This is a genomic window from bacterium (assembly GCA_035308905.1).
GTDB lineage: Bacteria > Sysuimicrobiota > Sysuimicrobiia > Sysuimicrobiales > Segetimicrobiaceae > DASSJF01.
Genome location: DATGFS010000064.1, coordinates 1 through 24323, shown reverse-complemented (window position 1 = coordinate 24323; position 24323 = coordinate 1). Strand labels below are relative to the sequence as shown.

Here is a 24323-nt window from a genome sequence, read left to right as displayed (position 1 = left end):
CGTTGGGCCTCGCGCGCGAGGTGACTCGGTGGTGCGCTGCGAAGCGGCGCTCGACAGGCGCGAGCCGCCGTACGAGCATGGTCAATTTTTCTGTATTCCGTATCAGGCTATGTGACTAGTAATATTGACGTTCGAATAGCCACCGTTGGTATGATGTGGCCACCGCATTGTGAGGAGGTTGCGTCATGGGAGCCCTGACCGAGGACATGCAGCGCGTCGTGCGGGAGCAGCGGCTTGGATTCGTGGCAACGGTCTGTGCCGATGGCACGCCGAATCTGTCGCCGAAGGGCACCACCACCGTGTGGGACGACGACCATCTGATCTTCGCCGACATTTGCTCGCCGGGAACGATTGCCAACTTGACTCACAATCCGGCGGTCGAAGTGAACGTCGTCGACCCAATCACCCGGCGGGGATACCGCTTCAAAGGGCAGGCTACAGTCATTGACGGTGGCCCGCTCTTCGAGCACGCTATGACCTTCTACAGGAACACGTATGGCCTCGGCGACGCGCTCGCGCGGCGCGTCGAGCGCGTGGTGCTCATCAAAGTCGCGCAGGCCGCTCCCCTTACATCGCCCATCTACGTCACCGGCGCCAAGGAGGACGACGTGATGCGCCGCTACGCCGAGTACTACGAAAGCCTTCGCACGCAGCGTGCCGGGCGGACATCCAAAGTTGTGGCGCCCTAACGAGGCGGTTACTGAGAGAACTTCGCATCACCGCGACGAAGGCGACAGATCACCACGATACTAGTCTGACATTGCCTTTTGCAGATTCGTAATGCGCATGTCATCGGTTCAAAATCGATCGCCGGATCCATATTTTCAAGCCGAAACCGTCGCAGTCTATCGGGCATCGGCCATGGGCATTATCGTGTGCGGAGAGGGGGAACGAGCCGTGCAGCATCCGCATGCGGTGCCCATCCTGTTCCCGGACTTTGGCAAGTACCTCATGCTGATGTTCCTCAGGATGTTCTTGGTCGGTATTCTGCTCTTCGGCCCTGCCGCTGGGATCGCGTACGTTCTCGGCACGCACCATAGACGCCAGGTGCTCCGTATGTTCCCGTTCCTAAAGGGAGACATCTTTCGGCCCGTCGCCATCATCTGGCTCTTCATCGCCGCTCTTACTTACTTTCCCGCACTCGTGAGGTTCTGGCTTAGCCCAATAGTGGTGGCCAGTCATCGATGATTTGACGAGCCTGCTATCACTCGTTTCCTTGAGGAAGACTATCAACAAGTTCGTAATGCGCAGGTCATCGTTCAAGTCTGGCCGTCGGGCCCTATCTGCCGCGCTTCTCCATCGTCGTGGGCCATCGTGCTCCTCGCTTACCCTCTAAGCCTGGGATCTAGGATGTCGCGGAGGCCGTCTCCAAGCGTATTGATCGCGAGTACGGTCACCATGATCGCGAGGCCCGGGAACGTGGTCAGCCACCACGCGCGCTGCAGCCAATTCCGACCTGCGTTGAGCAGGGCGCCCCACTCTGGCTGCGGAGGCTGCGCGCCCAGCCCCAGGAAACTCAGCGACGCCGCGGTGAGGATCGCCGCGGCCATGTTCAACGTCGAGAGCACGATGATCGGGGCCGCGACGTTCGGCAGCAGGTGACGCACCAGAATCACGGGCGATGGCACCCCTACGGCACGGGCCGCGTCGACGTAGAGAAAGGCCTTGGCTTGAAGCACGGCGCCTCGGATCACCCGAGCGTACGACGGGATGCCGGTGATGCCGACGGCGATCATGGCGTTGGTCAACCCCGGGCCGAGAACCGCGACGATGGCGAGGGCCAGAAGAATCCCGGGGAAGGCGAGCATCAAATCGATCAGGCGCATCAATCCCAGGTCTAGGAGACCGCCGTAGTACGCCGACGTCAGCCCGACCGCGACGCCGATCCCGCAGGCGATGCCCACCGCGACCAGCCCGACGCTGAGCGACAGCCGGGCGCCGTGTACGATGCGCGTAAAGAGGTCTCGGCCGAACTCGTCGGTGCCGAACCAATGCTGCTGTGAAGGCGGCCACAGCGCGTCCTGCGGCTTCATCAGATACAGATCGGTGCCGGCGACGAGCGGCGCGGCGACGGCGACGAGTACTAGGGCCAGGAAGACCGACCCGCCGACGACCATGTGTGGGTGCCGCCGGACGCGCCTCCAGGCAGTATCCCACGCCCCAGAGGAGAGCGGCGGCATCACTCGAATCGGACGCGCGGGTCGAGCACAGCGTACGAAAGGTCGACGACCAGATTGACGGCGACGTACAGCACCGCGACGAACAGCACCGCGCCCTGGACCACCGGGAAGTCCTTGTTCAGAATGGCGTTGACGATCGTCCGCCCCAGCCCGATCCGCGAAAAGACCGTCTCGACCACAAATGCGCCGCCGAGCAGGCGCCCCGTCTCTAGGCCGAAGAACGTGACGACCGGGATCAAGGCGTTGCGAAGCGCGTGCCGCAGGATGACGGCGCGTTCGGCCATGCCCTTGGCCCGCGCCGTGCGGACGTAGTCTTCGCCCAGGATTTCGAGTAGGCTGCTCCGGACGAGACGCGCGAGGCTGGCCATGGGCGCGAACGCGAGCGCGATACCCGGCAGCACGAGCCGGTTCAGCCCTCCCTGGCCGATCGCCGGAAACCACTTGAAATGCAAGGAGAAGGCGAAGATCAACATTGCTCCAAGCCAGAAGCTGGGCATCGACACGCCCACGAGCGAGACGAACATTGCCGCGCTGTCTCCCCACCGCGTGCGCTGGACCGCGGCGAGGATCCCGAGTGGCAGGCCCGCGACGACGGCGATCGTGAGCGCGGCGGCGGCGAGCTCGATCGTGTACCGTCCGTTCTCGATCAGCAGCGCGAGCACCGGCCGGTTGAAACGAATCGACCGGCCCCAGTTTCCGCGCGAGACGTCGCGCGTGTAGCGGACGAACTGCAGCGGGAGGGGATCGGTCAGCCCGAGCTCATGGCGCAGCGCGTTCATCGCCTGGGGGGAGGCGACGCCGCCTTCTCCGAGCAGCAGAATCACGGGATCTCCAGGCACGAGGTGCAGCATCAGGAACACGAATGCCGTGATCCCGACGAGCACCGGCACGACGGACAGCACCCGCTTCGCGGCGTACGCCGTCATCGCCCACGGGCCGGCCGGCTACCGTGTGACGTACGCGTCATAGAACAAGGGGTACCCGACCGCGTCGAACTTGACGCCCTGCAGCGTGCGCCGTGCCGCGAGGATGTTGTTCTCGTAATAGAGGGTGAGGGGAAGGGCATCGTCCATAACCTTGCGCATGACCCGCCGGTACAGGCCGATCCGCGCCCGCATGTCGGTGAGCCGGCTGGCCTCAAGCAGCATCCGGTCGACGTCCGGGTTGTTGTAGTGGAACCAGTTGAACGGGATGTTGGTGGAGTAATAGAGTGTGCGCAGGATGTCCGGATCAGGCCAGATGAAGAACGCCAGCGTGAGGTTGTGGTCTCCCCGGTTGATCCCCTCGTACCAGGCGGCGCGGGCGAGCGCCCGGATCTCTAGGTCGATGCCCACCTGCCGGAGCTGCGACTGAAGGTATTCTGCCGTCGGCTCCGCGCCGATGTTGGGAATGATGAAAAGGCTCATCCGCAGCGGCTGTCCATCTTTGACCCGGACGCCGCCCGGGCCGGGGCGCCATCCCGCCTCCTCCAGAAGCTGCCGGGCTTTCGCCGGATCGTACGTGTAGATGCGCTCCAAACTCTTGTCATAGCCGGGCATAACGGGCGATACCGGCGACCGCCCCACCATGTGCTGTCCGTAAAATAGCGTCTTGACCAGTGTCGCGGTGTCGACCCCAAATTCGATCGCCCGGCGCACCCGCACGTCGTTCGTCGGGGCGCGTTGGGTGTTCAAGAGCACGACGCGGCCTGCGCCCATCTCCATCTGCTTGAGGACGTACAGGTTTGTGTCACCCTGGACCTGCGCTACGTTTTGCTCGGGCAACGGCTCGATCAGATTCGTTTCTCCGTTCTGGAGGGTCGCCAGCCGCGTCGAATCCTCCGGGACCGTGCGGATGACGACGCGCTCCAGGTACGCCGGGCCGGAGTGGGCTTTCCCGGCCGACGGCGGCCACGCGTAGTCGGGGTTGCGGACCAGCGTGATGTGGTCTTGGGGGACCATCTCGACGAACTTGAACGGTCCCGTGCCGACCGGATGCTGGGCGAAGTCCCGGCCCCAGCTCTTGACCGCCGTCGGCGAGACCATGCCCAACCACGGCTGGCTCAGCGCGTTGATGAACGGGCTGTACGGTTCCTTGAGGTGCACGCGAATCGTGGACGCGTCGACGACCTCGCTCGATGCGTAGGGGCCGATCGCGGAGATGGCGGACGTGGACCGCGTCGCGGGATCGATGATGCGATCGAGGCTTGTCTTCACCGCACTCGCGTTGAACGGCGTGCCGTCGTGGAACTTCACCCCGGCGCGGAGGGTCAGCGTGTAGGTTTTTCCGTCTGGGCTGACGGTCCACTTCGTGGCCAGCCACGGATGGTACGCACCGTCCGGGGTCTGGTACACGAGGCCGTCGTACAGATGCGCCAGCACCCGCTGCGACACCCCGTTGGCGGAGGCGTGGGGATCGGTCGTGCTTGGCTCCTGGCGAATCCCGAACGTTAACGTGCCGCCGGGCGTGGGCCCGGCCGGCGCCCCGGCCGCCACCGCCGACGTCGTCAGAACGGCCGTCAAGATCGCCAAAGCCGAACGCCATCCCGATCCGTGCCATGCGCGCATCCGGAGTGCCCCCTTTCGCGATCCCTGCGCGGCTCGCGTCACCGCCGGGCGTCGCGGCCCTTCTCTGGCACCGGTGCGGGTTCCTACGGCGCGGCCTCACGTTCGGCTGATGTTCCGCGCCGGAAAGCACGAAGACGATCTCAGGTGCAGTGGCGAGCGTATGGAACTGTTGGCCTGGGTGTGGGCGAATATCGTGAGAAAGCCCTCTGTTGTTTGATCCCGCCAAGAATCAACCGGGCCAGTCACGGATTGGAAGGGGAAAAGCATGTGTCCACTGTCCGTCATGTAGGGGAAATCGGCGCTCTGACGAAATTCTGCATCGTAGGACCATATTCCATGATACGGAATTCTTCCGGAGTGCAGGCCGTCGAGCGGGCGCTCGCCATTCTGCGCCTCTTTACAGCCCAGCGCCCCGAATTGGATCTTGCCGAGGTCAGCCGGCGGGTCGGGCTACCGAAGAGCACGTGCCACCGGCTGATCCGGACGCTCGCCCTCGCCGGCTTCATTCTCGAAGGCGACGGCTACGGCCGGTACCGGCTCGGCCTCGCCGCGGCGCAGCTCGGCGACGCGGCCACGTCACTGCTGCGTCCGAGCGAGGCCGTGCGCGCGCAGATGCGGGACCTGAACGTCAAATTCGAAGAGACGATCGGCCTGACGAGGCTGCACGGGGGGAAAGTCCTCGTCCTCGACCGGGTGGAGTCGCCGCTGCCGTTCCGGATGGACTACGGCGTCGGCGCGCTCCTCCCGGTGCACAGCACGGCGTCCGGCAAAGTGCTGCTGGCGCTGAGCGAGCATCGGGACGAACTGCTGCCGACGCTGCGCCTCGAGCCGTTCACGCCGCACACGATCACCGATCATGCGCGGCTGCGCGCAGAACTCCAGCGAGTGCGCCGGGACGGCTACGCGGTGGACCGCCAGGAATCTTATCTCGGGTTGGTCTGCCTCGCCGTGCCCGTGCAGGACCCGGTGAACGGTGTCGTCGCCGCGCTCGGCATCTCCGGGCCCGCGGCTCGTCTCGGACCGAAGCGCTTTCCGCAGTTGGCGGCCGCGCTCGCGCGCAGCGCGAGCCGGATCGCGCCGCATCTCGCGGGAACGCCGGCGGCCATCGTGGCCAGGCGCAGGCTGAAGATCGGGTAGTGCTCAGGACGGACAAGGGGGGACGCGCATGAGTGGGGGGTTCGCGCACTGGCGGGGGACCCGCGTCGCCGCGCTGCTGGGGTGCGTGCTGCTCGCGGCATCGGCCGGCCTGATCGTCACTCCATCGGCGGTGATGCGCCCGGCGCTCGCCGCCGGAATGGCCGGCGGACAGGTCGCGGTTGCGGAGCCGACGCCGCCGGACACCTTCGATCCGATCGCGCACTCGGATTTCAACAATTGGCTGGTCTGGCAGCTCTCCTACGAGACGCTCGTCGTCGTGCAGCCCGACGGCAAGGTCGCCCCGATGCTGGCCACCTCGTGGAAGGTCAGCCCCGACGGCATGACCTACACGTTCACCCTTCGTCACGGCGTAAAGTTCCACAGCGGTAGTCCGCTCGCGGCCGATGACGTCGTGTTCACGTTCGAGCGGCTGATGGCGAAGGGGATCCCGTACGCGAAGGCCCGCTTCCCCAACGTGACGGCCGCGACCGCGCTCGATCCCAGCACCGTGCAGATTCGGCTGAAGAAGCCCGACTCGTCCTTCCTCAACAACCTCGGCGATCCGTTCGCGGTCGCCGGCGCCATTCTGAGCAGGCAGGCCGCGCAAACGACGGACCCCGCGACCAAGATGATCGGAACCGGACCGTTCCGGATGGTCTCGTACGTGCCGGGTTCCGAGCTGATCTTGGAGCGCAATCCCGACTACTGGCAGCCGGGCGTGCCGCGCGCCGACCGGCTCGTCATCCGCTACATTCCGGAGGCGCAGACGGCGCTGGCGGCGCTGCTGTCGGGGTCGGTCGGTCTCGCCTACCCGACGCCGGTCACCGTGGTGTCGTTGAAGCGCGTGACGGGGATGCGGGTCGTTACCGTGGCGAGCGCCTCGACGTATCAGATCAACATGGGCAGCGTCAGGCCGCCCCTCGACAACGTGAACGTCCGGCGGGCGATCGCATCGAGCATCGACCGATCCCAGGTGGTCAAGCTGGCGCTGCTCGGCGAGGGCGCGCCGACCGGCCCCTTCCCGCCCGGCCACCCTTGGGCCGTGCCGCTGCCCCAGCAGCCCTATTACCAGCGCGACGTCGCCAAGGCCAAGCAGCTCCTGACGCAGGCGGGATACGCGAGCGGCGTGGACCTGACGTTCATGTGGCCGGCGCTCGGCGATACGTGGGCCCGCATCGCGCAGGTGCTCCAGAGCCAGCTCGCCGAGTCGGGGATCCGCCTGAAGCTGCAGCAGCTGGAGACGAACGTATGGCTGGACCGCCTGGTCAAGGCCAACTACGATCTCACGATGACGAACGCGCCGTACTTCTCCGACCCGAGCCTGTACATCGTGCCGCGGGCGGGCCGGCAGGGACCGACGCCGCCCGAACTGCAGAAACTGCTGGACCAGGCGACCCAGGCGTCGTTTGGTCAGCTGCCGGGGATCTACCGGCAGATCCAGATCACCGAGGCGAACCTCGTGTATCCGTTCACGGGGGTCGTTGTGGAGAACAAGTGGGTAGCCTATCTTCCGAGCCAGGTCGAGGGCGTCTCGTATGATTTCACGGGGAGCCGGCGGTTCTACTTCTCGGTGAGGCGCCCGGCCCGCTAACGGTGCGTTCCGGCGCCGGCCCGATGCGATGACGCGCTACGTCGCGCGGCGATTCGCGGCCGGCCTCGGCGTCCTGCTCGTGGTGTCGTTTCTCGTGTTCTGGCTCGGGACGCTGATCCCGGGCGACCTCAGCACGGTGCTCGTGGGTTCGGAGGGCGCGACCCAGCAGCAGTATCGTGAGCTTCGGCACCGGCTCGGTTTGGATCAGCCGATCGTCGTGCAATACGCGCACTGGCTCGGCGACGCGCTCAGGGGCAACCTCGGGAAGTCTCCGATCACCGGCCTGTACGCGACGGCTGAGATCGCGCGCCGCGCGCCCATTACGCTCGAGCTGGCGCTGCTCGCGCTCGCGGAGTCGATCGTCCTCGGGGTGTTCCTCGGCGTCTTCACCGCCGTCCGGGCGCACGGCCCCGCGGACGTCATCGTGCGCGCGATTCTCTTTGTGATGTTCGCGATTCCGCCGTTCGTGGCGGGCGTGCTGCTCGTGCTCGCCGGCGCGCTCTTCTTGAAGCCGCTGTACCAGGTGGGGTACGTACCGCTGGCGCAGAGCGTCGGGCTCAACCTCCGCTCGATGCTGCTGCCGAGCGTGTCGATCGCCGTTCCGCTGGCCGCGATGACGGCGCAGATGACGCGGACGTCACTGCTGGAGACGCTCGGCCAGCCCTACATCGTCACCGCGATGGCGAAGGGCGCGCCGCCGCGGCACGTGATCTACCGCCACGCGCTCAAGAACGCCCTCGCGCCGATCATCACGCTGCAGGGCTACGTCTTCGGCAGCCTGGTCGGCGGCCTGATCGTGACGGAGCAGGTGTTCAATCTCGAGGGCCTCGCCAGCGGACTCTTGGCGGCGATCGGCCGCCGCGACTATTCGTTCGTTGTCACCGGTACGCTGGTGATCGCCGCGACGTACATCCTCGCCAACCTGCTGGTGGATCTGCTCTATCCGATCGTCGATCCGACGCAACGGGCATGACGGCGACCGCGGCGGCCACGTTCACCGGCACGGGACGCGGCCGCGTGCGCCTCGGCCGTCTCCTCGGTCACGCCGAAGGACGGTTCGCGGTCGCGCTGCTCGGGCTCATCGTCCTGCTGGGGCTGGTCGCGCCGCGCCTGCTGCCGTACGGACCGACGCAGATCAATGCGCGCGACGCGCTGCAGGCGCCGGACCTCGCCCACTGGTTCGGTACGGACGAGCTCGGTCGCGACCAGCTGAGCCGCGTGGCCGCAGCCGCCCCGATCGCGCTGTACTCGGCGGCGGCGTCCGTCGCGGTCGCGCTGGCGGCCGGCACGACGATCGGGCTGGTGGCGGGCTACGCGGGCGGCACGTCTGACCTCGCTTTGAGCGGGATCGTGGAGGTCATGTTCTCGATGCCGGCGCTCTTGCTGGCGCTCCTCGTCGTCGGCGTACTCGGCCCCGGTCTCAACAACGCGCTCATGGCCGTGGCCATCGTGTACGTGCCGCGGTTTGCGAGGATCGCCCGCGGGGCGACGCTGTCGGTGCGCCAGCGCGAGTTCATCGAAGCGGCGCGGGCGACCGGCTGCTCGCCGGCGCGCATCGTCGTGGAGCACGTGCTGCCGAACATCCTTCCCTCGATGATCGTGCAGACCGCCCTCAGCCTGTCTACCGCCGAGATCGCGCAGGCGTCGCTCAGCTTTCTCGGACTCGGCGTCCAGCCGCCGAACGCCGACTGGGGCAACATGCTGGCCGCCTCCCGCGGCTTCGTGACGGTCGCGCCGTGGCTCGTAATCTTCCCGTCGCTGGCGCTCGTGCTCCTGATCATCGCGTTCAATCTGCTCGGGGACGCCCTCCGCGACGTGCTCGACCCGCGGCTGCGGGCCGGGATGCGCCCGGACGGCGCGTAAGCGGGAAGGAGAGCGCGGACATGGCAGAGGTCGTGCAAACCGTCCTGGGCCCGATCCCGCCGGAGTCGCTCGGCATCACGATGAGCCACGAGCATCTGCTCTGCGACCAGCGCGGGGTGACGTTCCACGAGCCGCCGGACCCGGCGGACCGGGAGCTCGCGCGCCGGCCCGTCTCGCTCGAGATCTTCCATTGGATTCAGCTCAACTGGGCCTCCAATCTCGACAATCTGATCTTGGATAGCGAGACCACGGCGATCGACGAGGCCCGCTTGTACCGGGAGGCCGGGGGCCAAGGGCTCGTCGACTGCACGTCCGTGGGGCTGGGGCGGGACCCGCATGCGATCGCGCGCATCGCCCGCGCGACCGGGCTCCACATCGTAATGGGGTGCGGGTACTACGTGGCGCCGACCCATCCGCCCTCTGTCGCGTCGATGTCAGAGGAGGATATCACCCAGGAGATTATCCGCAACATTACCGAGGGGGTCGACGACACCGGCATCAAGGCCGGTTTCATCGGCGAGATCGGCAGTTCGTGGCCGCTCGTGCCGGTGGAGGCCAAAGTTTTCCGCGCGGCCGGGGCGGCGCAGGCGGCGCTCGGGTGCGGGTTGTCGGTGCATCCCGGCCGTCATCCCGACTCGCCGTTTGAGATCCTCGACATCCTTCGATCGCGCGGCGCCGACCCGCGGCGCGTCGTCATCTCCCACATCGACCGGACCGTCCAGGGCCTCGACCGCCTCAAGGCGCTCGCGGACACCGGCTGCTACCTGGAATACGACCTCTTCGGGTGCGAGACGACCGCGACGTTCCCGTATCAGGCGTTCGGCATCGACATGCCGAGCGACGCGCAGCGGCTCGACCTGGTGCGCGCGCTCATGGACGCGGGGTACGGCGCCCAGCTGCTGTTCTCGCACGACGTGTGCGTGAAGCACCGCACGCGCCGCCACGGCGGTCCCGGCTACGACCACATCGTGCGCAACATTCTGCCCTGGATGCGGCGGCGCGGCTTCACGGAGAGCGAGGTCCGGCAGCCGGTGGTCGACAACCCGCGCCGCGTGTTCGCGATGCCGGCCGACTGCTGACATGATGGGCCGGCGCTGTGAGCGCCGGAGAGGAGACTGCCGATGGCGCTGTTGCGGATGAACGAGGCGATCTGCCGCGCGCTCGCGGACGAGATGCGCGCGGACCCGTCGGTGATGGTGCTCGGCGAGGACGTCGGGGCGGCGGGCGGCGTCTTCAAGGCGACGGACGGGCTCTTCGAGGAGTTCGGGCCGATGCGCGTGCGCGACACGCCGATTTCGGAAACCGCGATCCTCGGCGCCGCGGTCGGGGCCGCGATGGCCGGGATGCGGCCCGTGGCCGAGATGATGTTTATCGAGTTTCTCGGCGTGGCCCTCGATCAGGTCGTGACGCAGGCCGCCAAGATGTGTTACCTTTCCGCCGGTCAGTTCTCGGTCCCGATGGTCGTCCGCGCGTCCGCGGGCGCCGGCCTGGGCTTCGGCGCCCAGCACTCGCAAACATTGGAGACGTGGCTCCTCAACACGCCGGGCCTGAAGGTCGCGAGCCCGTCGGGACCAAGGTCGGCCTACCGGGTGCTCCGCGCCGCGATCCGCGATCCCGATCCTGTGGTCGTGCTCGAGCCGCGCGCGCTGTACTTCACCCGCGAAGACTTCGATCCCGCGGCTGAGCTCCCGAGTTCTCTCGGCACGGCGCGGCGCGTGCGGGAGGGTGACGCCGTGACGGTCGTGGCGCTCGGGCAGATGGTGCGGGTGGCCGCGCAGGCCGCCGAGTCGGTCGCGGAGACCTGGCCCGTCGATCTGCTGGATCTGGAGACGATCCTGCCGTGGGACCGCGCGAGCGTGCTCGAGTCGGTCGCGCGCACGCACCGGCTCATCGTCGTGGAGGAAAATCCGTACACCGGCGGATGGGGGGCGGACGTCGTGGCGCACGTGGTGGAGCGCGGATGGGACTCGCTCGACGCCCCGCCGGTCCGCGTGACCTGCCCGGACGTGCCCGTGCCCTTCTCCGCGGCGCTCGAACGCCGGTATCTGCCGTCTCCCGAGTTTGTCGCGAAACAGATCGACGCGCTGTGCACGGACGGCCGGCTGCTCCTGCCCTGGTGGGAGGAGTCGTGATGATGGGCAAGCCTTTCGCTCCGAAGACCGCGGACGCGACGCCCCTCGAGCGGCGCGCCGCGCTCCACGACGGCGATCTCCGCGCCGCGCTCGACCGCATGATCGAGATCCGCGTGCTCGAAGAGCACGTCCAGCAACTCTTTCTCGAGGGCCTGATTCCGGGCACGACGCACACCTGTCAGGGGCAGGAGGCGGTCTGCGTCGCGGTGGCCGGAACAACGCGCACGACAGACCGGGTGTTGTGTACGTACCGCGGCCACGGCTGGGCGCTGGCGCTGGGGATGCCGGCCGTCGCCGTCCTCGGCGAGATCATGGGACGGCGCCGGGGCTGCACGGGCGGGCTCGGCGGCTCGATGCACCTGTCGGACCGCGCGCTCGGCCTATGGCCGACCGTCGCGATCGTCGGCGCGCAGTTGCCGATCGCCGCCGGCGCGGCGCTGGCGAGTCAGACCCGCGGCGACGGCGCGGTCACCGTCGCGGTTTTCGGGGACGGGGCCGCGAACATCGGGGCGTTTCACGAAGCGCTCAATCTCGCCGGCATCTGGGCGCTGCCCGTCGTATTCGTGTGTGAAAATAATCTCTACGCGGAATATTCGCGAATCGACGGCACCAGCGCCGTGCCGGAGATCGCGTCGCGGGCCGCCGCGTACGCGATGCCCGGGGTGGCGGTCGACGGGCAGTCGCTCGGCACGATGCGGGCGGCCATGCGCGAGGCGGTGGAGCGGGCCCGCGCGGGGGGCGGGCCGACCCTGATCGAGGCGAAGACCTACCGGTTCGTCGGGCATTCGCGCAGCGATCCGGCGAAGTACCGCCTGCCCGGTGAGCTCGAGGCCTGGAAGGCGCGCGACCCAGTTCGCCTGGTGGCGGCGGAACTCCAACCCGGCGATCCGGACGCGCTCATCGCAGAAGTCCGCGGGCGGTGGGAGACGACAATGGCATCGGTGGTCGAGGCCGTAAAGGCGGCCCCTGAACCGCGGGAGGAAGATATGTTCCGGCACGTCTACGCAGGGGGGTGAGGATCAATTGTACTGGGCTGAGCACGTCGGGGTCATTGTATCGGATATGGAACGGTCGGTCCGATTCTACAGCGCGCTCTTCGATGCCGAGCCGATCCAGAAAGTGGAGTTTCGCGGCGAGGGCGCCAAGCCGGTTGCCGCGATGGTGGGCCAGCCGGGCCTGGAGCTCGACGTGACGTTTTTCAAGATTCCCCACACCAACACGATCATCGAGCTCGTGAAATACTATCATCTGCCGGGCCAGCCGACGGTGACCTACCCGCCTGAAGCGATCGGCGGGCTGCACCTGGCCTTTTTCGCCGAGGATCTCGATGACGCGATCAAGCGGCTGCAGCGGATCGGCGCCACTCTCATGACGCCCGTGAACTTGATTTTTGGAGCGTACACCGGCGGACGGGCCGTCTACTTCCGCGGCCCGGACAACGAGCTGCTCCAGATCATGGCGGTCACCCAGCGCCCCGGCAAACTTCCGGTGCTGCGTCCCAGCATGCCCGCGCCCGGACGGTAACGCGGGCATGGAAGGCGGGCGATCTAAGGCACCGGCCCGCGCTGCCCTGCGGGTGGCGCTGTTCGGCTTCGGGCGGGTCGGCCGACGGATGGCGGCGCTGCTCGCGCGTCGGGATGGGGTCGAGGTCGTCGCCGTGATCTCGCGGTCGCTCGCGGGTCAGCCCGCACGCCGCCACGTGCCGGGGCTTCCCGCGGGCATCGCCATCGCCGTCGACGCGGTACGGGCGCTCGCGGATGCGCGCCCGGACGTTGTCCTGCACGCGACCGTGCCGGTGCTCGACGGGGCCCTCCCCCAAATCGTCGAGGCGGCGCGCGCCCGCGCGCACGTGATCTCGACGTGCGAGGAACTGGCGTACCCGTGGGTGGTTCACCGGGACGCCGCGGAGACTTTGGATCGGGAGGCACGCGCGGCCGGCGTGAGCGTGCTCGGCACCGGGGTGAATCCCGGGTTCGTGTTCGACGCCCTGGTGCTGGAGGCGCTCAGCTCGCGCTCGCATCCGAGCGTGATCACGGTGTCGAGAGTGACCGACGCGTCAGAATTCGGGCCGGCCGTGCGCGACCGGCTCGGGCTCGGCCTCGCGCCCGCGGCGTTCGAGCAGCGGATCTTATCCGGCGGCATCGCGGGACATATCGGCTTCCGCGAAAGCATGGACATGATCGCCGCTTCCTTGGGGACGGAAGTCCAAAGCTTCGAGGAATCGATCAAGCCGCTTATCGCCGATCGCGCGGAGGACGGTCTCGTGAAGGGAACGGCCGCGGGGCTCGTGCAGCAGGCGGTCGGGACATGTGCCGGCGGGCTGCGCTTCGACTTCCGGCTTTCGCTTCATCTGCTGCCGCAACTGCTCGGCCTTGAAGTTCTGGATTCAGTCAGAATCGAAGACGGCGGCACAACGCACGAGATTCGGGTTCGTCCCGCTTCGCCCCCCGTGGAGACCGCAGCGGCCCAGGTCGTGAACGCAATTCCCCAGATCCTGGCAGCGGAGCCCGGGCTGCGAACGAGGCTCGACCTGCGCGTTCCGACACCCTGGGTAGCGCTGCCTCGTACGATGGGGTGAAAGCGGTCGATTCGTACCGCCGTCCACTCCTCCGCCGTAGGGAGAGCCTCCGATCGGCGGCGAACGCACCTCAATGGCAGCGCACGTCCGACAGTCCTGAGGGGGGATTTAACGGATGAAGTTCATGGAGATCGAGCTTGACGGGGTGGTCTGCAGGGCCCTGCTGAACGAAGAGAAAGCTCCCAAGACATCTCAGGCGGTCTGGGAATCGCTGCCTTTCGAGGGGCGCGCCGTCCACGCGCAGGTCTCGGGCGATATGTTCCGGATGTTGGACGAGACGCCCGTCGGCGAGCTCGATCTCGAAAGCGCGACATTCTTTCAGCATCCGGGTTCTGTGGTCTTCTATCCGCCGATCAAGGAGATAGCGTTTTGCATCGGCAAGGCCGCGTTTGCCGCCACGCAGGGGTTCTTCAAAGTCACCCCCTTGGCGGAATTGGAACCCGATTTCAGCGAGTGGGCGAAAAAAGGCGACGCGCTGCGGCTCACCGGCACTAAGCGGATTCGGTTCCGGCGGGCCGCCGACCAGACTACGCCGTTTCGGTATCAGGCCCGCCGCGGACGCAAGCTCGACGTTCGGTTCGGCGGCGCGCGCCTCACCGCGACGCTGCTCGAGGACGAGTTCCCCAAGGCTTCCCGGGCGTTCGCCCGCCTGCTGCCGCTCGAGGGCCAGGCCTCGAACTCCATGTGGGGCGCCGCGATTACCCGCTTCTACCCCGGATCGACGCGCCGGCCGGGAGTCCGTCTGTCCGGATCGACCGAACGCGGGACCACTTTCCACTGGCCCGGGTACCTCTACTACGATCCGGCCGACGGCGGCATCTGTATCTGTTACGGAGACGCGGCGGAGGGTCTGCAGGGCAATCCAAGCCCTCTGATCCCCGTGGCCTGCTTTGACGGCGATATCGCGCCCTACGTGGAGCAGGCGCAGCGCCAACTGCTGGAAGGCGCAAAGCCGATGTCGATCACGATGGTGGGCAGCGGACGTAAGGAGCGGGCGAAACCGAAGAAAGGACGGCGGTGAGGGGCGAGCCATGCGGGTGTTTCTGCCACTCAGACAACGCAAGCGCAGATGCGCTGAGGGCGCCGTGCCGGGATCGACGTAGACAGTCGACGTTTGGTGCAGAGAGCTTTACCGGGCGCAAGTGTTTCGCTGGATGACCTTCCTTGACGCGCGGAATAAAATCGGACCGATCCGCGTAATCAAAGGTGTCAGGTGGCGCGCTGCGCCACCGTTCATTTTTTGGAAGAGGCTTTAGGAGGTAAGCGATGCGTACACACGCTTGCAAGGAATGCGGGGAAGCACGGCCCACGCTTGCCGTCGAGCAGGGGGATGAGTTCTGCTCCACGACCTGCGCCAAACGACACTACGGCACGATGCCGGCGCGAGATCTGGTGATCCGGGTTCCGAACCGAATCTGGAGAGAGCGTCTGAAGCGCGTTTCATAAGCGGAATTTGGGTATGAACCGTCTTCGGTGGTAGTCCCGGCATCGTGGGCTTCCACGCGCAGACCGGCAAGTTCGGCCATCTCACTAGCCAGTTGCACCGTGAGCGGATGGTGGTTGACCCGTACACGAACCCGCCGGCCAGCCGTGCGGGGAGACGCCAGCCGCGCGGGAAGGAGCGGTGCTTACGCTCCTCCCCGCGGCATGGTCTAGGCTACTTGACTTCGACCTTCACGGTCGTATTCTTGGCTCGGTCCGACTTTGGCAGTCTTACTTCGAGCATTCCATCGTTGTAGGATGCCGTTGCCTCAGTCCCTTTCACCTCTGTAGGAAGAGGCACGGTTCTGAGAAAGGCTCCGTATTGCAACTCTCGGCGATAATAGTTGCAGTCCTCCTGCCCTTCGTGCTTCGTCGACCCCTTAAACGTGACGGCGTCGTTGGTGATGGTAATGTCCACCTGTTTCGGATCGACGTTGGGCAGCGCCGCCTTGATGACCACCTCTTGCGCATTTTCGAACACCTCAACCGGCGGCTGCCACTCCGTTTCGGGCCCGACGCTCTCGCGTATCCACGACGCCGGTGGAGCATTCAGGAATCCGCCAAGTTGGCGACGCATCTCTTGCAAGTCCTCATCAAAGATCGGCCTTCTCATGAGAATCATGTTGTCACCTCCCACGTTCTATGGTTCACACCAACCCACCTCATAGGGAGCGTGGGTGCCGGTGTCGATTTCATGGTGCGATACGGGTACCTTCTCCTCCGAGGAGCCGACCGAGTGCCGGGGACATGGCCGTGGGCGTAAGGAAGGGGAAGCACTCTTAGTGTACGCTTGTTTGGGCGGAGAAACGAAGCCGGCAAGGGGCCTCATCGGTTCAGATCTGGGGGCTTACCTCCATTGGCGCATGCTTCCACCGCTCCAGCCCATGCCAGGGGGATGCGTCGAAGCGCCGCGAGGCTGCACGAAGGTGGCGGGTGCTTCTAGTACCTATTTCCTCCTGTTTGCGACGAGCCTCGGGCGATCCTCGTCGCTCCTTATGCCTCCTCTTCTTGATCACGTGGCCGTGATGGTCACCAGTACGGCGTCTCTTCAACTGGGCCCCGCGCCCACACGAAGCCGAAGGCGCTCCGAGGCGGAGGGAGGCCGGTCCCGCGAAGGCGAAGGAGCTACGCGGCGGGAGGGGAGCACCATGGGATCTGCGTTCGGGATCGCAGTTGTCATCGTCGCCGTGCTCCTGGCGTATAGCGGAGTCAAGATTGTCCGCGACTACCAGCGCCTGGTGGTGTTCCGCCTGGGTCGCAGCTTCAGTCCGAAGGGTCCGGGGATCGTCTACCTGATCCCGATCGTCGACAAGGCGGTCTGGGTGGACCTCCGGGAGGCGTTCCTCGAGATCCCCGCGCAGACGTGCATCACCAAGGACAACGCGCCGATCACCATTGATTTCCTGATCTACTGGAAGGTGTTCGACCCGCAGCGCACCGTCATCCAGGTGGGCCACTTCGCCGGCGCTGCGCAGGGGATCGCCACGACCGGGCTGCGCGCCGTGATCGGCGACCTCAGCCTCGACGACGCCCTGACGAAGCGTGAGCAGATCAACCAGGTCATGCGCGTCAAGCTTGACGAGGTCACAGAGCGGTGGGGGGTCAGGGTGACCACCGTGGAGATCCGCGAGATCACGCCCCCCAAGGACGTCCAAGACGCGATGACGCGGCAGATGTCCGCCGAACGGAGTCGGCGCGCGCTCGTGACCGAGGCGGACGGAAAGAAACAGGCCGCCATCACCATCGCCGAAGGAGAAAAGCAGTCGGCAATTCTGAAGGCCGAGGGCGACCGCCAGGCCGCGATCCTCCGGGCGGAGGGGTTCTCGCTTGCGCTCGACAAAATCTTCAGCGTCGCCAAGACCGTGGACACGAATACGATGAGCCTCCAGTACCTGGAGACTCTGAAAGCCCTCGGCGCGGGCCCCGCCACGAAGGTCGTGTTTCCGATGGAGTTCACCCGGCTGCTCCAGCCGTTCGTGGATGGGGTGCGGAGGCCATAACGATCGTGAGGCGCGACCATCGAAGAAACACCGTCTCCGGTCGTGCCTTTCACCGCAGAGTCTCTATGGCCTCGTGCGGATGGCGCCAACGCGCCAGCATGCGCCACATTCGCCGGTGCTCATGTGATGGTCGAGCCGGGCGGTGCGCGATGCGTACCGCGGCTGCACGAAAGAACCACGTCTTGGCGGCGTCAACGAGCAGGATGTAGACGATCACCAGCCCGGCGAGCACGCGGAAAAACACGGGAGGCAAAGGCGCGAACCCCAACCACGCCCCGATCGGCAAGAACGGCAGACTGGCGCCGACGATGGTGACACCGATCGTCGTGGTCGCCAGCTGCCAACTCGGCCGGCTGCGAAGGAACGGCACCCGGCGCGTGCGGAGCACGAAGATGATCAGCGTCTGCGTGACGAACGATTCGACGAAGTACCCTGAACGGAATAACGTCGGGCCCGCGCGGAACGCGATCAGCATAACAGCGAAAATCGAGAAGTCGAAAAGGGAATTGATGGGACCGAACACGGTCATAAAGCGACGGATAAGAGTCATGTCCCAATGCGCCGGCCGCCGCAGTTGCTCCTCATCGACGTTATCGATCGGGATCGCCATCTCGCTTCCGTCGTAGAGCAAGTTACCCAGCAAGACCTGCGACGGTAGCAGCGGCAAGAACGGCAGCACCAGTGAGCCAACGGCAGTGCTGAGCATGTTGCCGAAGTTCGATGACGTTCCCATCACCAAGTACTTGATCGTGTTGGCGAAAATACGTCGGCCTTCGGCGACGCCATTGGCGAGGATTCCGAGATCTTTCGTCACCAACACGATGTCAGCTGCGTCCTTGGCCACATCGGTCGCCGATTCCACTGAGATCCCGACATCCGCGTCATGCAGTGCGACCGCGTCATTGACGCCGTCGCCGAGGAATCCAACATCTACGCCGGTCTTGCGTTGCAGCCGGATGAGCCGTGCTTTCTGTTCGGGCGAGACGCGTGCGAAGATGGTGGTCGTCGCCAGCGCCGCGGCAAGCGTCTCGTCGCTCATCTGTGCGAGGGCCGTCCCGGTCAGCGTGCCGCTCACCAGAATGCCGAGGTCGTCGCAGACCTTCCGTGCGACGAGTTCGTTGTCGCCCGTGATAATCTTGACGATGATACCCAGCCGCTGAAGGCGGTCGATCGATGAAGCGGCATCCGCTTTCGGTGGATCGACGAAGACGAGGAGGCCCGCCAGGGTCAGACCGCGTTCATCGGCTGGGGTGATCGCCCCGAGCTCCCTCGCCTCGCGCGTCGCCACCGCGACCACCCGCGCCCCGGCGGCGAACTGAGCCGTAAGTAACTCCTGAAAAGCGGACGGGCACGCGGTGCACCGCGCGAGGACCGATTCTGGCGCGCCCTTGGTAATGAGCCGTCGCTGCGTCCCATCATCGACCAGCACAGACATCAGGCGCCGCTCATAGTCAAACGGGGCTCCCGCGACCCGGCGCCAGCCGCCGAGGTCCAGGTCCTGCGCCGCCGCCGATGCCCAAAGCGCCGCATCGAGCACGTTGGTTGTTCCGCCCGTGACGATTCCATCCCCGCTCGCCGCCGCCGCGGTGCAGAGCAACCCCAATCGCAGCACTTCGAGGGAAGGAACGCCACCGAGATCGAACGCGTTGGCGAACGTCGTCCGCCCCTCTGTGAGGGTCCCGGTCTTGTCAGTAAACAGCACTACCATATTGCCGAGGTCCTCGATGCTCACCAGACGCTTCACAAGGACTGAGCGCGCCGCCATCCGGCGGGCCCCCGTGGCGAGGCTCACGGTGACAATCGCCGGCAGGAGTTGGGGTGTCAAGCTGACGGCGATGGCCAACGCGAAGAGGAGGGATTCGAACACTGAATGATGGACGGCCGCGTTGACGACGAACACGACGGTCGTCACGATGGTCGTGATCCACACCAACAGCCCCGAAAAGGTGCGCAGGCCATGTTGAAAGGCGGTCTCTGGCATCCGTCCGCCGAGGCGGGTGGCAATCTGCCCGAGCTGCGTTGCGGGTCCAGTCCGCACAATGACGCCGCGGCCGGTCCCGGCGCGAATAACCGTTCCCATCAGCGCGCACGAGGACAGACTGAGCGCCCCACTCCGCCTCGCGGCCGCGGTCGTTTTCTCGACCGGCACTGACTCGCCCGTCAGCACCGCCTCATCGCATTCCAAGACCTGCGCGTCGAGCAGTCGCAGGTCTGCGGGAACGATGTCACCGACGTCGAGGACGACGACGTCCCCCGGGACGAGCAGCCTCACCTCGACGGCGGTCAGGCGGCCATCACGCCAGGTACGTGCCGTATGGCGCACCTGCGTATGGAGATCCGCAATGGCCCGCACGGATCGGTACTCGCTGACGAACCCAAGCCCCACGCTCAAGACGACGATGCCGAGGATGATGAGGGCATTGGTCCGGTCCTGCAGAAGCAGCGAGATTATCGCGGTCGCGGCAAGCAGGAGCAAGAAGGGGTTCTTGAGCTGGCTGCCCAGCACGCTCAGCGGCCCAACGACGTGACCGAGCAGAGCGTTCGGGCCGACGAGCGCCAGCCGGCGTGCGGCTTCACTCGACGTCAATCCGATCCGCGTCGTATTCAGCCGAATAAGAACATCCTCGGCCGGAAGACAAGCCGCCTCGGGAAGATCGAGGAGGCCGCCGCTGCCCGGTCCTTCCGGGGTCGTGTTCCGGGCGGAAGACATGATGCTAGCGCGCGCTCTTCATAAGATTGATGGCCGCGATCAGCATCGTTGACAGTGCAGGTCACCTTGCGTCACCAGGTTCCGCCGCCTGGGCACGCAATTTTCATGGGGCATCAAAGTGGGATGCACTTCACTCAGCACCATCCCGGAAAACGATGGCCGAAGTGTATCTACAATAATTTGGCTATAACGATTGGTCCGGTTCGCCCGGTTGCTCCGGTGCTTCTTGCCCGTAACGTAGGGCGGAACCCGTGTTCTTTCGCTCAGCCGCCATACCGTACGGTCGCCTCAGGTCCGCCTCCTGCCTGGAAAAACTCGATGCGGCGGCACGTCGGACAGCGAAACACCTCCACCTCGATCCCGGCCTCGTGCGGCGCGTCGCCTTTGCCGGCGCTTACTCGTCTGAGGGGAATTTCGAAATGCTCTCCCTCCCCCAACCGCTGCAACTCGGCCCCGCACACGCACCGTTGTCCGCCTTGCGGATACACGGCCATGCGGCTCCCTCCTCGCAAATATGAGGCGAGTATAGCACGGTCCGATATTGCCGGACGCCACCTCACGCCTGACGGGCAAGCCCGACGCGGCGGCGGCGCTGCGACGCAGGGTCCCCTCAGCGAGCAAAATTGAACGGTCCGCACCACTCAGCGCGAGTATTGTTTGTTTGAAGGACGTCTCAGTGGGGTGAGCTGGTTAAGTCTCCCCGCGCAGGAGGCACTTCAGATGAGATCTGGTCTGATCGCTCGTCTCGCGATGATTGCGTTGGCCATGGCAACGTGGTGGGTGTGGAAATGGTGACGACTTCAACAATACGAGGAGATGGTCACATGGCAACGGACGTAATGACCAAGCTAAATGCAACAGCTGCTGTCTTTGACACGCATACCGCAGCCGAGCAGGCGGTGAAAGAGCTTCAGAGGGCGGGTTTCGATATGAGCAAGTTATCCATCATCGGCAAAGACTACCATACGGACCAACACGTGGTTGGTTACTATACGACCGGCGACCGCATGAGATACTGGGGCAAACTCGGTGCGTTCTGGGGAGGCATCTGGGGACTATTTCTCGGGGCCGCCTTCTTCGCGATTCCGGGCCTTGGCCCAATCCTCGTGGCGGGGCCGATGGTGACGTGGATCGTCGGCGCGCTGGAGGGCGCGGCGGTGGTGGGTGGATTGAGCGCTCTGGGGGCCGGTCTCTACAGCATCGGCATCCCGAAGGACAGCATCTTGAAATACGAAACGGCGCTCAAGTCGGACAAGTTTTTGCTGCTCGTGCACGGGACGTCGGCAGAGGTCTCGCGGGCAAAAGACATCATCGCTACAGCGCACCCCGCCGAATTGGCGGTACATTCGGCGACGCAGTAGGGGCTGGGGAGAGCCAAGCTCTCAGGCGGAATCGATACGATTCGGAAACGCAGAGTGAATCACAGAGAGGGGACGGCGCTGCGCTGTCCTCTCTCTGCCGCTGAATGGGCGCGAGGAGCGCGGTGTGAGCAATTTTGAGCGGACGCGAACCCCTTGTCCTGGTACGCTTGATTTGCAGTTTGAGATGAACCCAGGAATCTGGAGGAGGAAATCAGATGAAGATCATGCGCAAGCTCGCGGTCATTGTCCTTGGCGTGGCGCTGTTCTCGGCGGCGTTGGCGGGTGTCGCCTCGGCCCAGCAGTATCCGAATGTGAGTACCCTGACTCCGTTCACCGCGCAGACCAATTTCATGTCCCTGCCCGGCTATCTGCGGTATGTGAGTCACCAGCAGACCGGTCAGTGGCTCACCTATACGGAAGCTGGGCGCATCGTGCACCAGCAGGGCGGATAGTCGTCACCACGCCGGCTCGATATCCGGCTCCTCATAGGAGAAGGGAGGTCGGCAAATGAGTATCTTCGCATTGATTATCGTCGGGATCATTGCGGGCTGGTTGGCGAGGATGGTTATGCCGGGAGAGGGGCCCGCGGGCCTCCTGGGAGATCTGGTCATCGGGGTCGTCGGCGCCTTCGTGGGCGGGTGGATCTTCAAGTCCTTCGGGCACCCCGGGGCCACGGGACTGAACATCGGGTCGATCATCGTCGCCTTTGTGGGAGCCGTGGTCGTACTGTGGTTGATGCGGCTGTTCACCGGAAAACGGACTGCCAGATCGGCATAGCATGAGATGCGACGATTGACGTGAGAGAAGTTGCTCGCGGCGGCCTCGCACTCGAGGCCGCCGCGGCGTCGCAAGAGCGGTCGAGGGAGATGCGTTCAAAATCCGCCCTCATTTGGCACTCTCCGGCGGCCGCTGCTGAAGCGGTGTTGGAGGCGCCGGTGCCCGCGGCGACCCGCTTGGCGTGCGATGGAGCCCCGGAGACCCGACCGGGGCAAACGCGGGTTTGTTGAAGGTGCCCCCTACCGAGAAGGCGGCCCGCACCTCCGTGGGACCCATCATGCCCCTCACCGCCTGGCCGACCGCGTTCCCGATCGCGGGGAAGAAGCCGCGCGGTCGTGGCGCCGTCGACGCCACGACCTGGACGGTCGCCGTTCCCGCGTAGTTCAACGTCTCGTCCAATCCGAAGCTTCCGTGAGCCGTCGCCTCCAGCCCGTCGCCGTGTAACCGAAAGTCTTGGCTGCGTCGTTGCCCCGATGCTCAGCCGTGCGGTCGCGCGCGTCGCCTCCTACGGAGCCGCCGCCAGCCGATCGATCGTGAGCACACCCCGGGCCAGGAAACGGCTTTGCGAAGGGACGGGTGCGGTGCCGGCGGGCCGGCCCACGGCGCCGTGGAACGTGCGCCCTATCGTTTCGAGATTGAGCTCGGGGATGGCGATCGAGAACGTCATCGATAGCGGCGCGAAGCTCGGGATCTTCACGGCCCCTGTCGCGCGCATAGTCTCGAGGGACGCCGCAAACGCGGCCTGGCCGACGCCGTTCCGGACCTGAAGCCGGCCGGTTTGGAACCGCACCGGCGCGGCCAGCGCGGGCATGGTCAGGGCCGCCCCGCGCAGATCCGCGACGAACTCGAGGCGCTTGGCCCAGTCCCGCGCGCTCGGATCGATCGACCGAGCCGCGGCATTCACCCCGCCTATCGCCAGCACCGGCGTGGTTTCGCCGCGAAGACCGATGCCGGCAAGACTGATCGCAACGTCCCGCAGCGTGATCGCGCGGACGTGGCCGAGACTGAACAGGCCGGCCGGGCCCGCCACGCCGAGTGCGTAGTTCGTATGTCCGGCAGGATCGCGCCTCAGCATTACTTGCACACCAATCGCCGTCACGGATGTGACGTCCAGCTTTCGCGTAAGCAGCGCGAGGGGGGCGACGCCAAAGTTGATCGTCTTGACGGCGATCACATCACCGGCCGGGAACCCCGCGGGATTCCCGATGCGCACGTTGGTCGCTCGAATGTGCACTGTCGGCACGACGTGGAGCTGCAGGGTATCGATAGGCACGTCACGCTGAATGTCAGCCGTGAGCAGGTGCATCAACAGCGGCCGGAACTGATCGGCCGGGACGAGGAACGGAGCCGCCCCCACCGCGGCCACGCATACGAACAATGACGCGCCCACGATGAGGAGCCATCGCGAGCGGAGCCAGGACCTGCCCGCGCCCCGATCCCCAATGACTGGGGGCGGCACGTACGTGCTGCTCATGCTAGCCGGAATTTGCGTTTTGGCTTTTCAACTCGTTGTTGGTGCACCTGCACGCGCTGTATTGGAGGATTCCACCCCGGTTTCCTCCGCGGGCCACATTGACGTAGCGATCGCCTGCGATTAGGAGGGGAGAAGCCGATGACCTTGGCGCGGTCCCGGTTCCGCGTAAACATCGTGCCCAGCATGTAGGGGATGTTCATGCGCGTGAGCCCGACGCCGGGATCGCGTCTTTGCTTTCCTGAGTTGTGAGCAATCTTGAGCAGACCGAAAATTCTCGTCCTGCTAGCATTCAAGTGAGCCTCAGGTGAACGATCAGGTCTTCCTGTCGCGTCGGCAACTCAGGAGGGGAAGGATCATGCGAAAGCTCGCGATCATCGTTCTTGGCGTTGTGATGCTCTCGGCAACGCTGTCGGGGATCGCGTCGGCGCAGCAGTACCCGACCGTCTCCAATCTTACTGCGTTTAGCGCGTCGACGAACTACATGTCCCAGGC

22 protein-coding genes are annotated in these 24323 nt (G+C 65.7%); 16 read left to right on the top strand and 6 right to left on the bottom strand.

Going from position 1 to position 24323, the window contains the following annotated elements; translation table 11 throughout:
* The first annotated feature begins 185 nt into the window (after positions 1 to 185).
* On the top strand, positions 186 to 689 hold the full coding sequence (locus tag VKT83_17260; protein ID HLY24217.1) for a pyridoxamine 5'-phosphate oxidase family protein: 504 nt from the start codon (positions 186 to 188) through the stop codon (positions 687 to 689).
* A gap of 172 nt (positions 690 to 861) precedes the next feature.
* Positions 862 to 1188 carry a hypothetical protein gene (locus VKT83_17255; protein HLY24216.1) on the top strand — a complete coding sequence of 109 codons (327 nt, stop codon included), beginning with the start codon at positions 862 to 864 and terminating at the stop codon, positions 1186 to 1188.
* Between the two features lie 137 nt (positions 1189 to 1325).
* Here the strand turns inward: VKT83_17255 and VKT83_17250 are convergent, their stop codons facing one another.
* The 3 genes from VKT83_17250 to VKT83_17240 are packed head-to-tail and all read right to left on the bottom strand — an operon-like array spanning position 1326 to position 4690.
* Entirely contained in the window at positions 1326 to 2180 is an 855-nt protein-coding gene (locus VKT83_17250) for an ABC transporter permease (protein ID HLY24215.1), read from the bottom strand.
* Entirely contained in the window at positions 2180 to 3106 is a 927-nt protein-coding gene (locus VKT83_17245) for an ABC transporter permease (GenBank protein HLY24214.1), read from the bottom strand. The genes VKT83_17250 and VKT83_17245 overlap by 1 nt, the downstream gene beginning before the upstream one ends.
* Positions 3107 to 3124: 18 nt before the next feature.
* Complete coding sequence (locus tag VKT83_17240) at positions 3125 to 4690, bottom strand: ABC transporter substrate-binding protein (protein ID HLY24213.1); 1566 nt, start codon at positions 4688 to 4690, stop codon at positions 3125 to 3127.
* A 372-nt stretch (positions 4691 to 5062) separates the two neighbouring features.
* On the opposite strand from VKT83_17240, the gene VKT83_17235 reads away from it, so the two are divergent.
* The 10 genes from VKT83_17235 to VKT83_17190 all read left to right on the top strand — a co-directional run bounded on the left by VKT83_17235 (position 5063) and on the right by VKT83_17190 (position 15048).
* The gene (locus VKT83_17235; protein ID HLY24212.1) at positions 5063 to 5863 is read left to right on the top strand and encodes an IclR family transcriptional regulator; all 801 of its coding nucleotides are present in this window, start codon (positions 5063 to 5065) and stop codon (positions 5861 to 5863) included.
* Between the two features lie 28 nt (positions 5864 to 5891).
* On the top strand, positions 5892 to 7454 hold the full coding sequence (locus VKT83_17230) for an ABC transporter substrate-binding protein (protein ID HLY24211.1): 1563 nt from the start codon (positions 5892 to 5894) through the stop codon (positions 7452 to 7454).
* A 28-nt stretch (positions 7455 to 7482) separates the two neighbouring features.
* Entirely contained in the window at positions 7483 to 8427 is a 945-nt protein-coding gene (locus VKT83_17225) for an ABC transporter permease (protein HLY24210.1), read from the top strand.
* Complete coding sequence (locus VKT83_17220) at positions 8424 to 9317, top strand: ABC transporter permease (GenBank protein ID HLY24209.1); 894 nt, start codon at positions 8424 to 8426, stop codon at positions 9315 to 9317. Before VKT83_17225 ends, VKT83_17220 begins: the two co-directional genes overlap by 4 nt.
* A 20-nt stretch (positions 9318 to 9337) precedes the next feature.
* Positions 9338 to 10396, top strand: a complete 1059-nt coding sequence (locus tag VKT83_17215) for an aryldialkylphosphatase (GenBank protein HLY24208.1) — start codon at positions 9338 to 9340, stop codon at positions 10394 to 10396.
* Positions 10397 to 10438: 42 nt separating this feature from the next.
* Positions 10439 to 11449, top strand: coding sequence for a transketolase C-terminal domain-containing protein (locus VKT83_17210; GenBank protein HLY24207.1), 1011 nt, complete (start codon positions 10439 to 10441; stop codon positions 11447 to 11449).
* The gene (locus VKT83_17205; protein ID HLY24206.1) at positions 11449 to 12465 is read left to right on the top strand and encodes a thiamine pyrophosphate-dependent dehydrogenase E1 component subunit alpha; all 1017 of its coding nucleotides are present in this window, start codon (positions 11449 to 11451) and stop codon (positions 12463 to 12465) included. Before VKT83_17210 ends, VKT83_17205 begins: the two co-directional genes overlap by 1 nt.
* Before the next feature lie 7 nt (positions 12466 to 12472).
* The gene (locus VKT83_17200; GenBank protein ID HLY24205.1) at positions 12473 to 12973 is read left to right on the top strand and encodes a VOC family protein; all 501 of its coding nucleotides are present in this window, start codon (positions 12473 to 12475) and stop codon (positions 12971 to 12973) included.
* A 7-nt stretch (positions 12974 to 12980) separates the two neighbouring features.
* Positions 12981 to 14027, top strand: a complete 1047-nt coding sequence (locus VKT83_17195) for a saccharopine dehydrogenase NADP-binding domain-containing protein (protein HLY24204.1) — start codon at positions 12981 to 12983, stop codon at positions 14025 to 14027.
* 124 nt (positions 14028 to 14151) lie between these two features.
* The gene (locus tag VKT83_17190; protein HLY24203.1) at positions 14152 to 15048 is read left to right on the top strand and encodes a DUF3830 family protein; all 897 of its coding nucleotides are present in this window, start codon (positions 14152 to 14154) and stop codon (positions 15046 to 15048) included.
* Between the two features lie 636 nt (positions 15049 to 15684).
* Here the strand turns inward: VKT83_17190 and VKT83_17185 are convergent.
* A complete protein-coding gene (locus VKT83_17185) occupies positions 15685 to 16131 on the bottom strand; it encodes an Hsp20/alpha crystallin family protein (protein HLY24202.1) in 447 nt (148 codons plus the stop codon).
* Positions 16132 to 16657: 526 nt separating this feature from the next.
* On the opposite strand from VKT83_17185, the gene VKT83_17180 reads away from it, so the two are divergent.
* Positions 16658 to 17509, top strand: a complete 852-nt coding sequence (locus tag VKT83_17180; protein ID HLY24201.1) for an SPFH domain-containing protein — start codon at positions 16658 to 16660, stop codon at positions 17507 to 17509.
* A gap of 49 nt (positions 17510 to 17558) precedes the next feature.
* Here VKT83_17180 and mgtA read toward each other — a convergent pair whose 3' ends face one another.
* Positions 17559 to 20219: a magnesium-translocating P-type ATPase gene (mgtA, locus tag VKT83_17175; protein HLY24200.1), complete on the bottom strand. Its 2661-nt coding sequence runs from the start codon at positions 20217 to 20219 to the stop codon at positions 17559 to 17561.
* Between the two features lie 824 nt (positions 20220 to 21043).
* Here mgtA and VKT83_17170 point away from each other — a divergent pair.
* The 3 genes from VKT83_17170 (at position 21044) to VKT83_17160 (ending at position 22357) form a co-directional block, all read left to right on the top strand.
* Positions 21044 to 21580, top strand: coding sequence for a general stress protein (locus VKT83_17170; protein HLY24199.1), 537 nt, complete (start codon positions 21044 to 21046; stop codon positions 21578 to 21580).
* Between the two features lie 215 nt (positions 21581 to 21795).
* A complete protein-coding gene (locus tag VKT83_17165) occupies positions 21796 to 22032 on the top strand; it encodes a hypothetical protein (protein HLY24198.1) in 237 nt (78 codons plus the stop codon).
* Between the two features lie 55 nt (positions 22033 to 22087).
* Positions 22088 to 22357, top strand: coding sequence for a GlsB/YeaQ/YmgE family stress response membrane protein (locus VKT83_17160; protein ID HLY24197.1), 270 nt, complete (start codon positions 22088 to 22090; stop codon positions 22355 to 22357).
* A gap of 505 nt (positions 22358 to 22862) precedes the next feature.
* On the opposite strand, the gene VKT83_17155 is transcribed toward VKT83_17160, so the two are convergent.
* Entirely contained in the window at positions 22863 to 23747 is an 885-nt protein-coding gene (locus VKT83_17155) for an AsmA family protein (GenBank protein HLY24196.1), read from the bottom strand.
* Positions 23748 to 24323: the final 576 nt, after the last annotated feature.

Excerpts from the sequence above, each read along its gene's own strand:
- VKT83_17190 (HLY24203.1), top strand. The coding sequence starts at position 14,152 with ATGGAGATCGAGCTTGACGGGGTGGTCTGCAGGGCCCTGCTGAACGAA.
- VKT83_17235 (HLY24212.1), top strand. The coding sequence starts at position 5,063 with ATGATACGGAATTCTTCCGGAGTGCAGGCCGTCGAGCGGGCGCTCGCC.
- VKT83_17220 (HLY24209.1), top strand. The coding sequence starts at position 8,424 with ATGACGGCGACCGCGGCGGCCACGTTCACCGGCACGGGACGCGGCCGC.
- VKT83_17205 (HLY24206.1), top strand. The coding sequence starts at position 11,449 with ATGATGGGCAAGCCTTTCGCTCCGAAGACCGCGGACGCGACGCCCCTC.
- VKT83_17210 (HLY24207.1), top strand. The coding sequence starts at position 10,439 with ATGGCGCTGTTGCGGATGAACGAGGCGATCTGCCGCGCGCTCGCGGAC.
- VKT83_17215 (HLY24208.1), top strand. The coding sequence starts at position 9,338 with ATGGCAGAGGTCGTGCAAACCGTCCTGGGCCCGATCCCGCCGGAGTCG.
- mgtA (HLY24200.1), bottom strand. The coding sequence starts at position 20,219 with ATGTCTTCCGCCCGGAACACGACCCCGGAAGGACCGGGCAGCGGCGGC.
- VKT83_17255 (HLY24216.1), top strand. The coding sequence starts at position 862 with ATGGGCATTATCGTGTGCGGAGAGGGGGAACGAGCCGTGCAGCATCCG.
- VKT83_17185 (HLY24202.1), bottom strand. The coding sequence starts at position 16,131 with ATGATTCTCATGAGAAGGCCGATCTTTGATGAGGACTTGCAAGAGATG.
- VKT83_17195 (HLY24204.1), top strand. The coding sequence starts at position 12,981 with ATGGAAGGCGGGCGATCTAAGGCACCGGCCCGCGCTGCCCTGCGGGTG.
- VKT83_17245 (HLY24214.1), bottom strand. The coding sequence starts at position 3,106 with ATGACGGCGTACGCCGCGAAGCGGGTGCTGTCCGTCGTGCCGGTGCTC.
- VKT83_17170 (HLY24199.1), top strand. The coding sequence starts at position 21,044 with ATGGCAACGGACGTAATGACCAAGCTAAATGCAACAGCTGCTGTCTTT.
- VKT83_17180 (HLY24201.1), top strand. The coding sequence starts at position 16,658 with ATGGGATCTGCGTTCGGGATCGCAGTTGTCATCGTCGCCGTGCTCCTG.
- VKT83_17230 (HLY24211.1), top strand. The coding sequence starts at position 5,892 with ATGAGTGGGGGGTTCGCGCACTGGCGGGGGACCCGCGTCGCCGCGCTG.
- VKT83_17260 (HLY24217.1), top strand. The coding sequence starts at position 186 with ATGGGAGCCCTGACCGAGGACATGCAGCGCGTCGTGCGGGAGCAGCGG.
- VKT83_17160 (HLY24197.1), top strand. The coding sequence starts at position 22,088 with ATGAGTATCTTCGCATTGATTATCGTCGGGATCATTGCGGGCTGGTTG.
- VKT83_17250 (HLY24215.1), bottom strand. The coding sequence starts at position 2,180 with ATGCCGCCGCTCTCCTCTGGGGCGTGGGATACTGCCTGGAGGCGCGTC.
- VKT83_17165 (HLY24198.1), top strand. The coding sequence starts at position 21,796 with ATGAAGATCATGCGCAAGCTCGCGGTCATTGTCCTTGGCGTGGCGCTG.
- VKT83_17225 (HLY24210.1), top strand. The coding sequence starts at position 7,483 with ATGACGCGCTACGTCGCGCGGCGATTCGCGGCCGGCCTCGGCGTCCTG.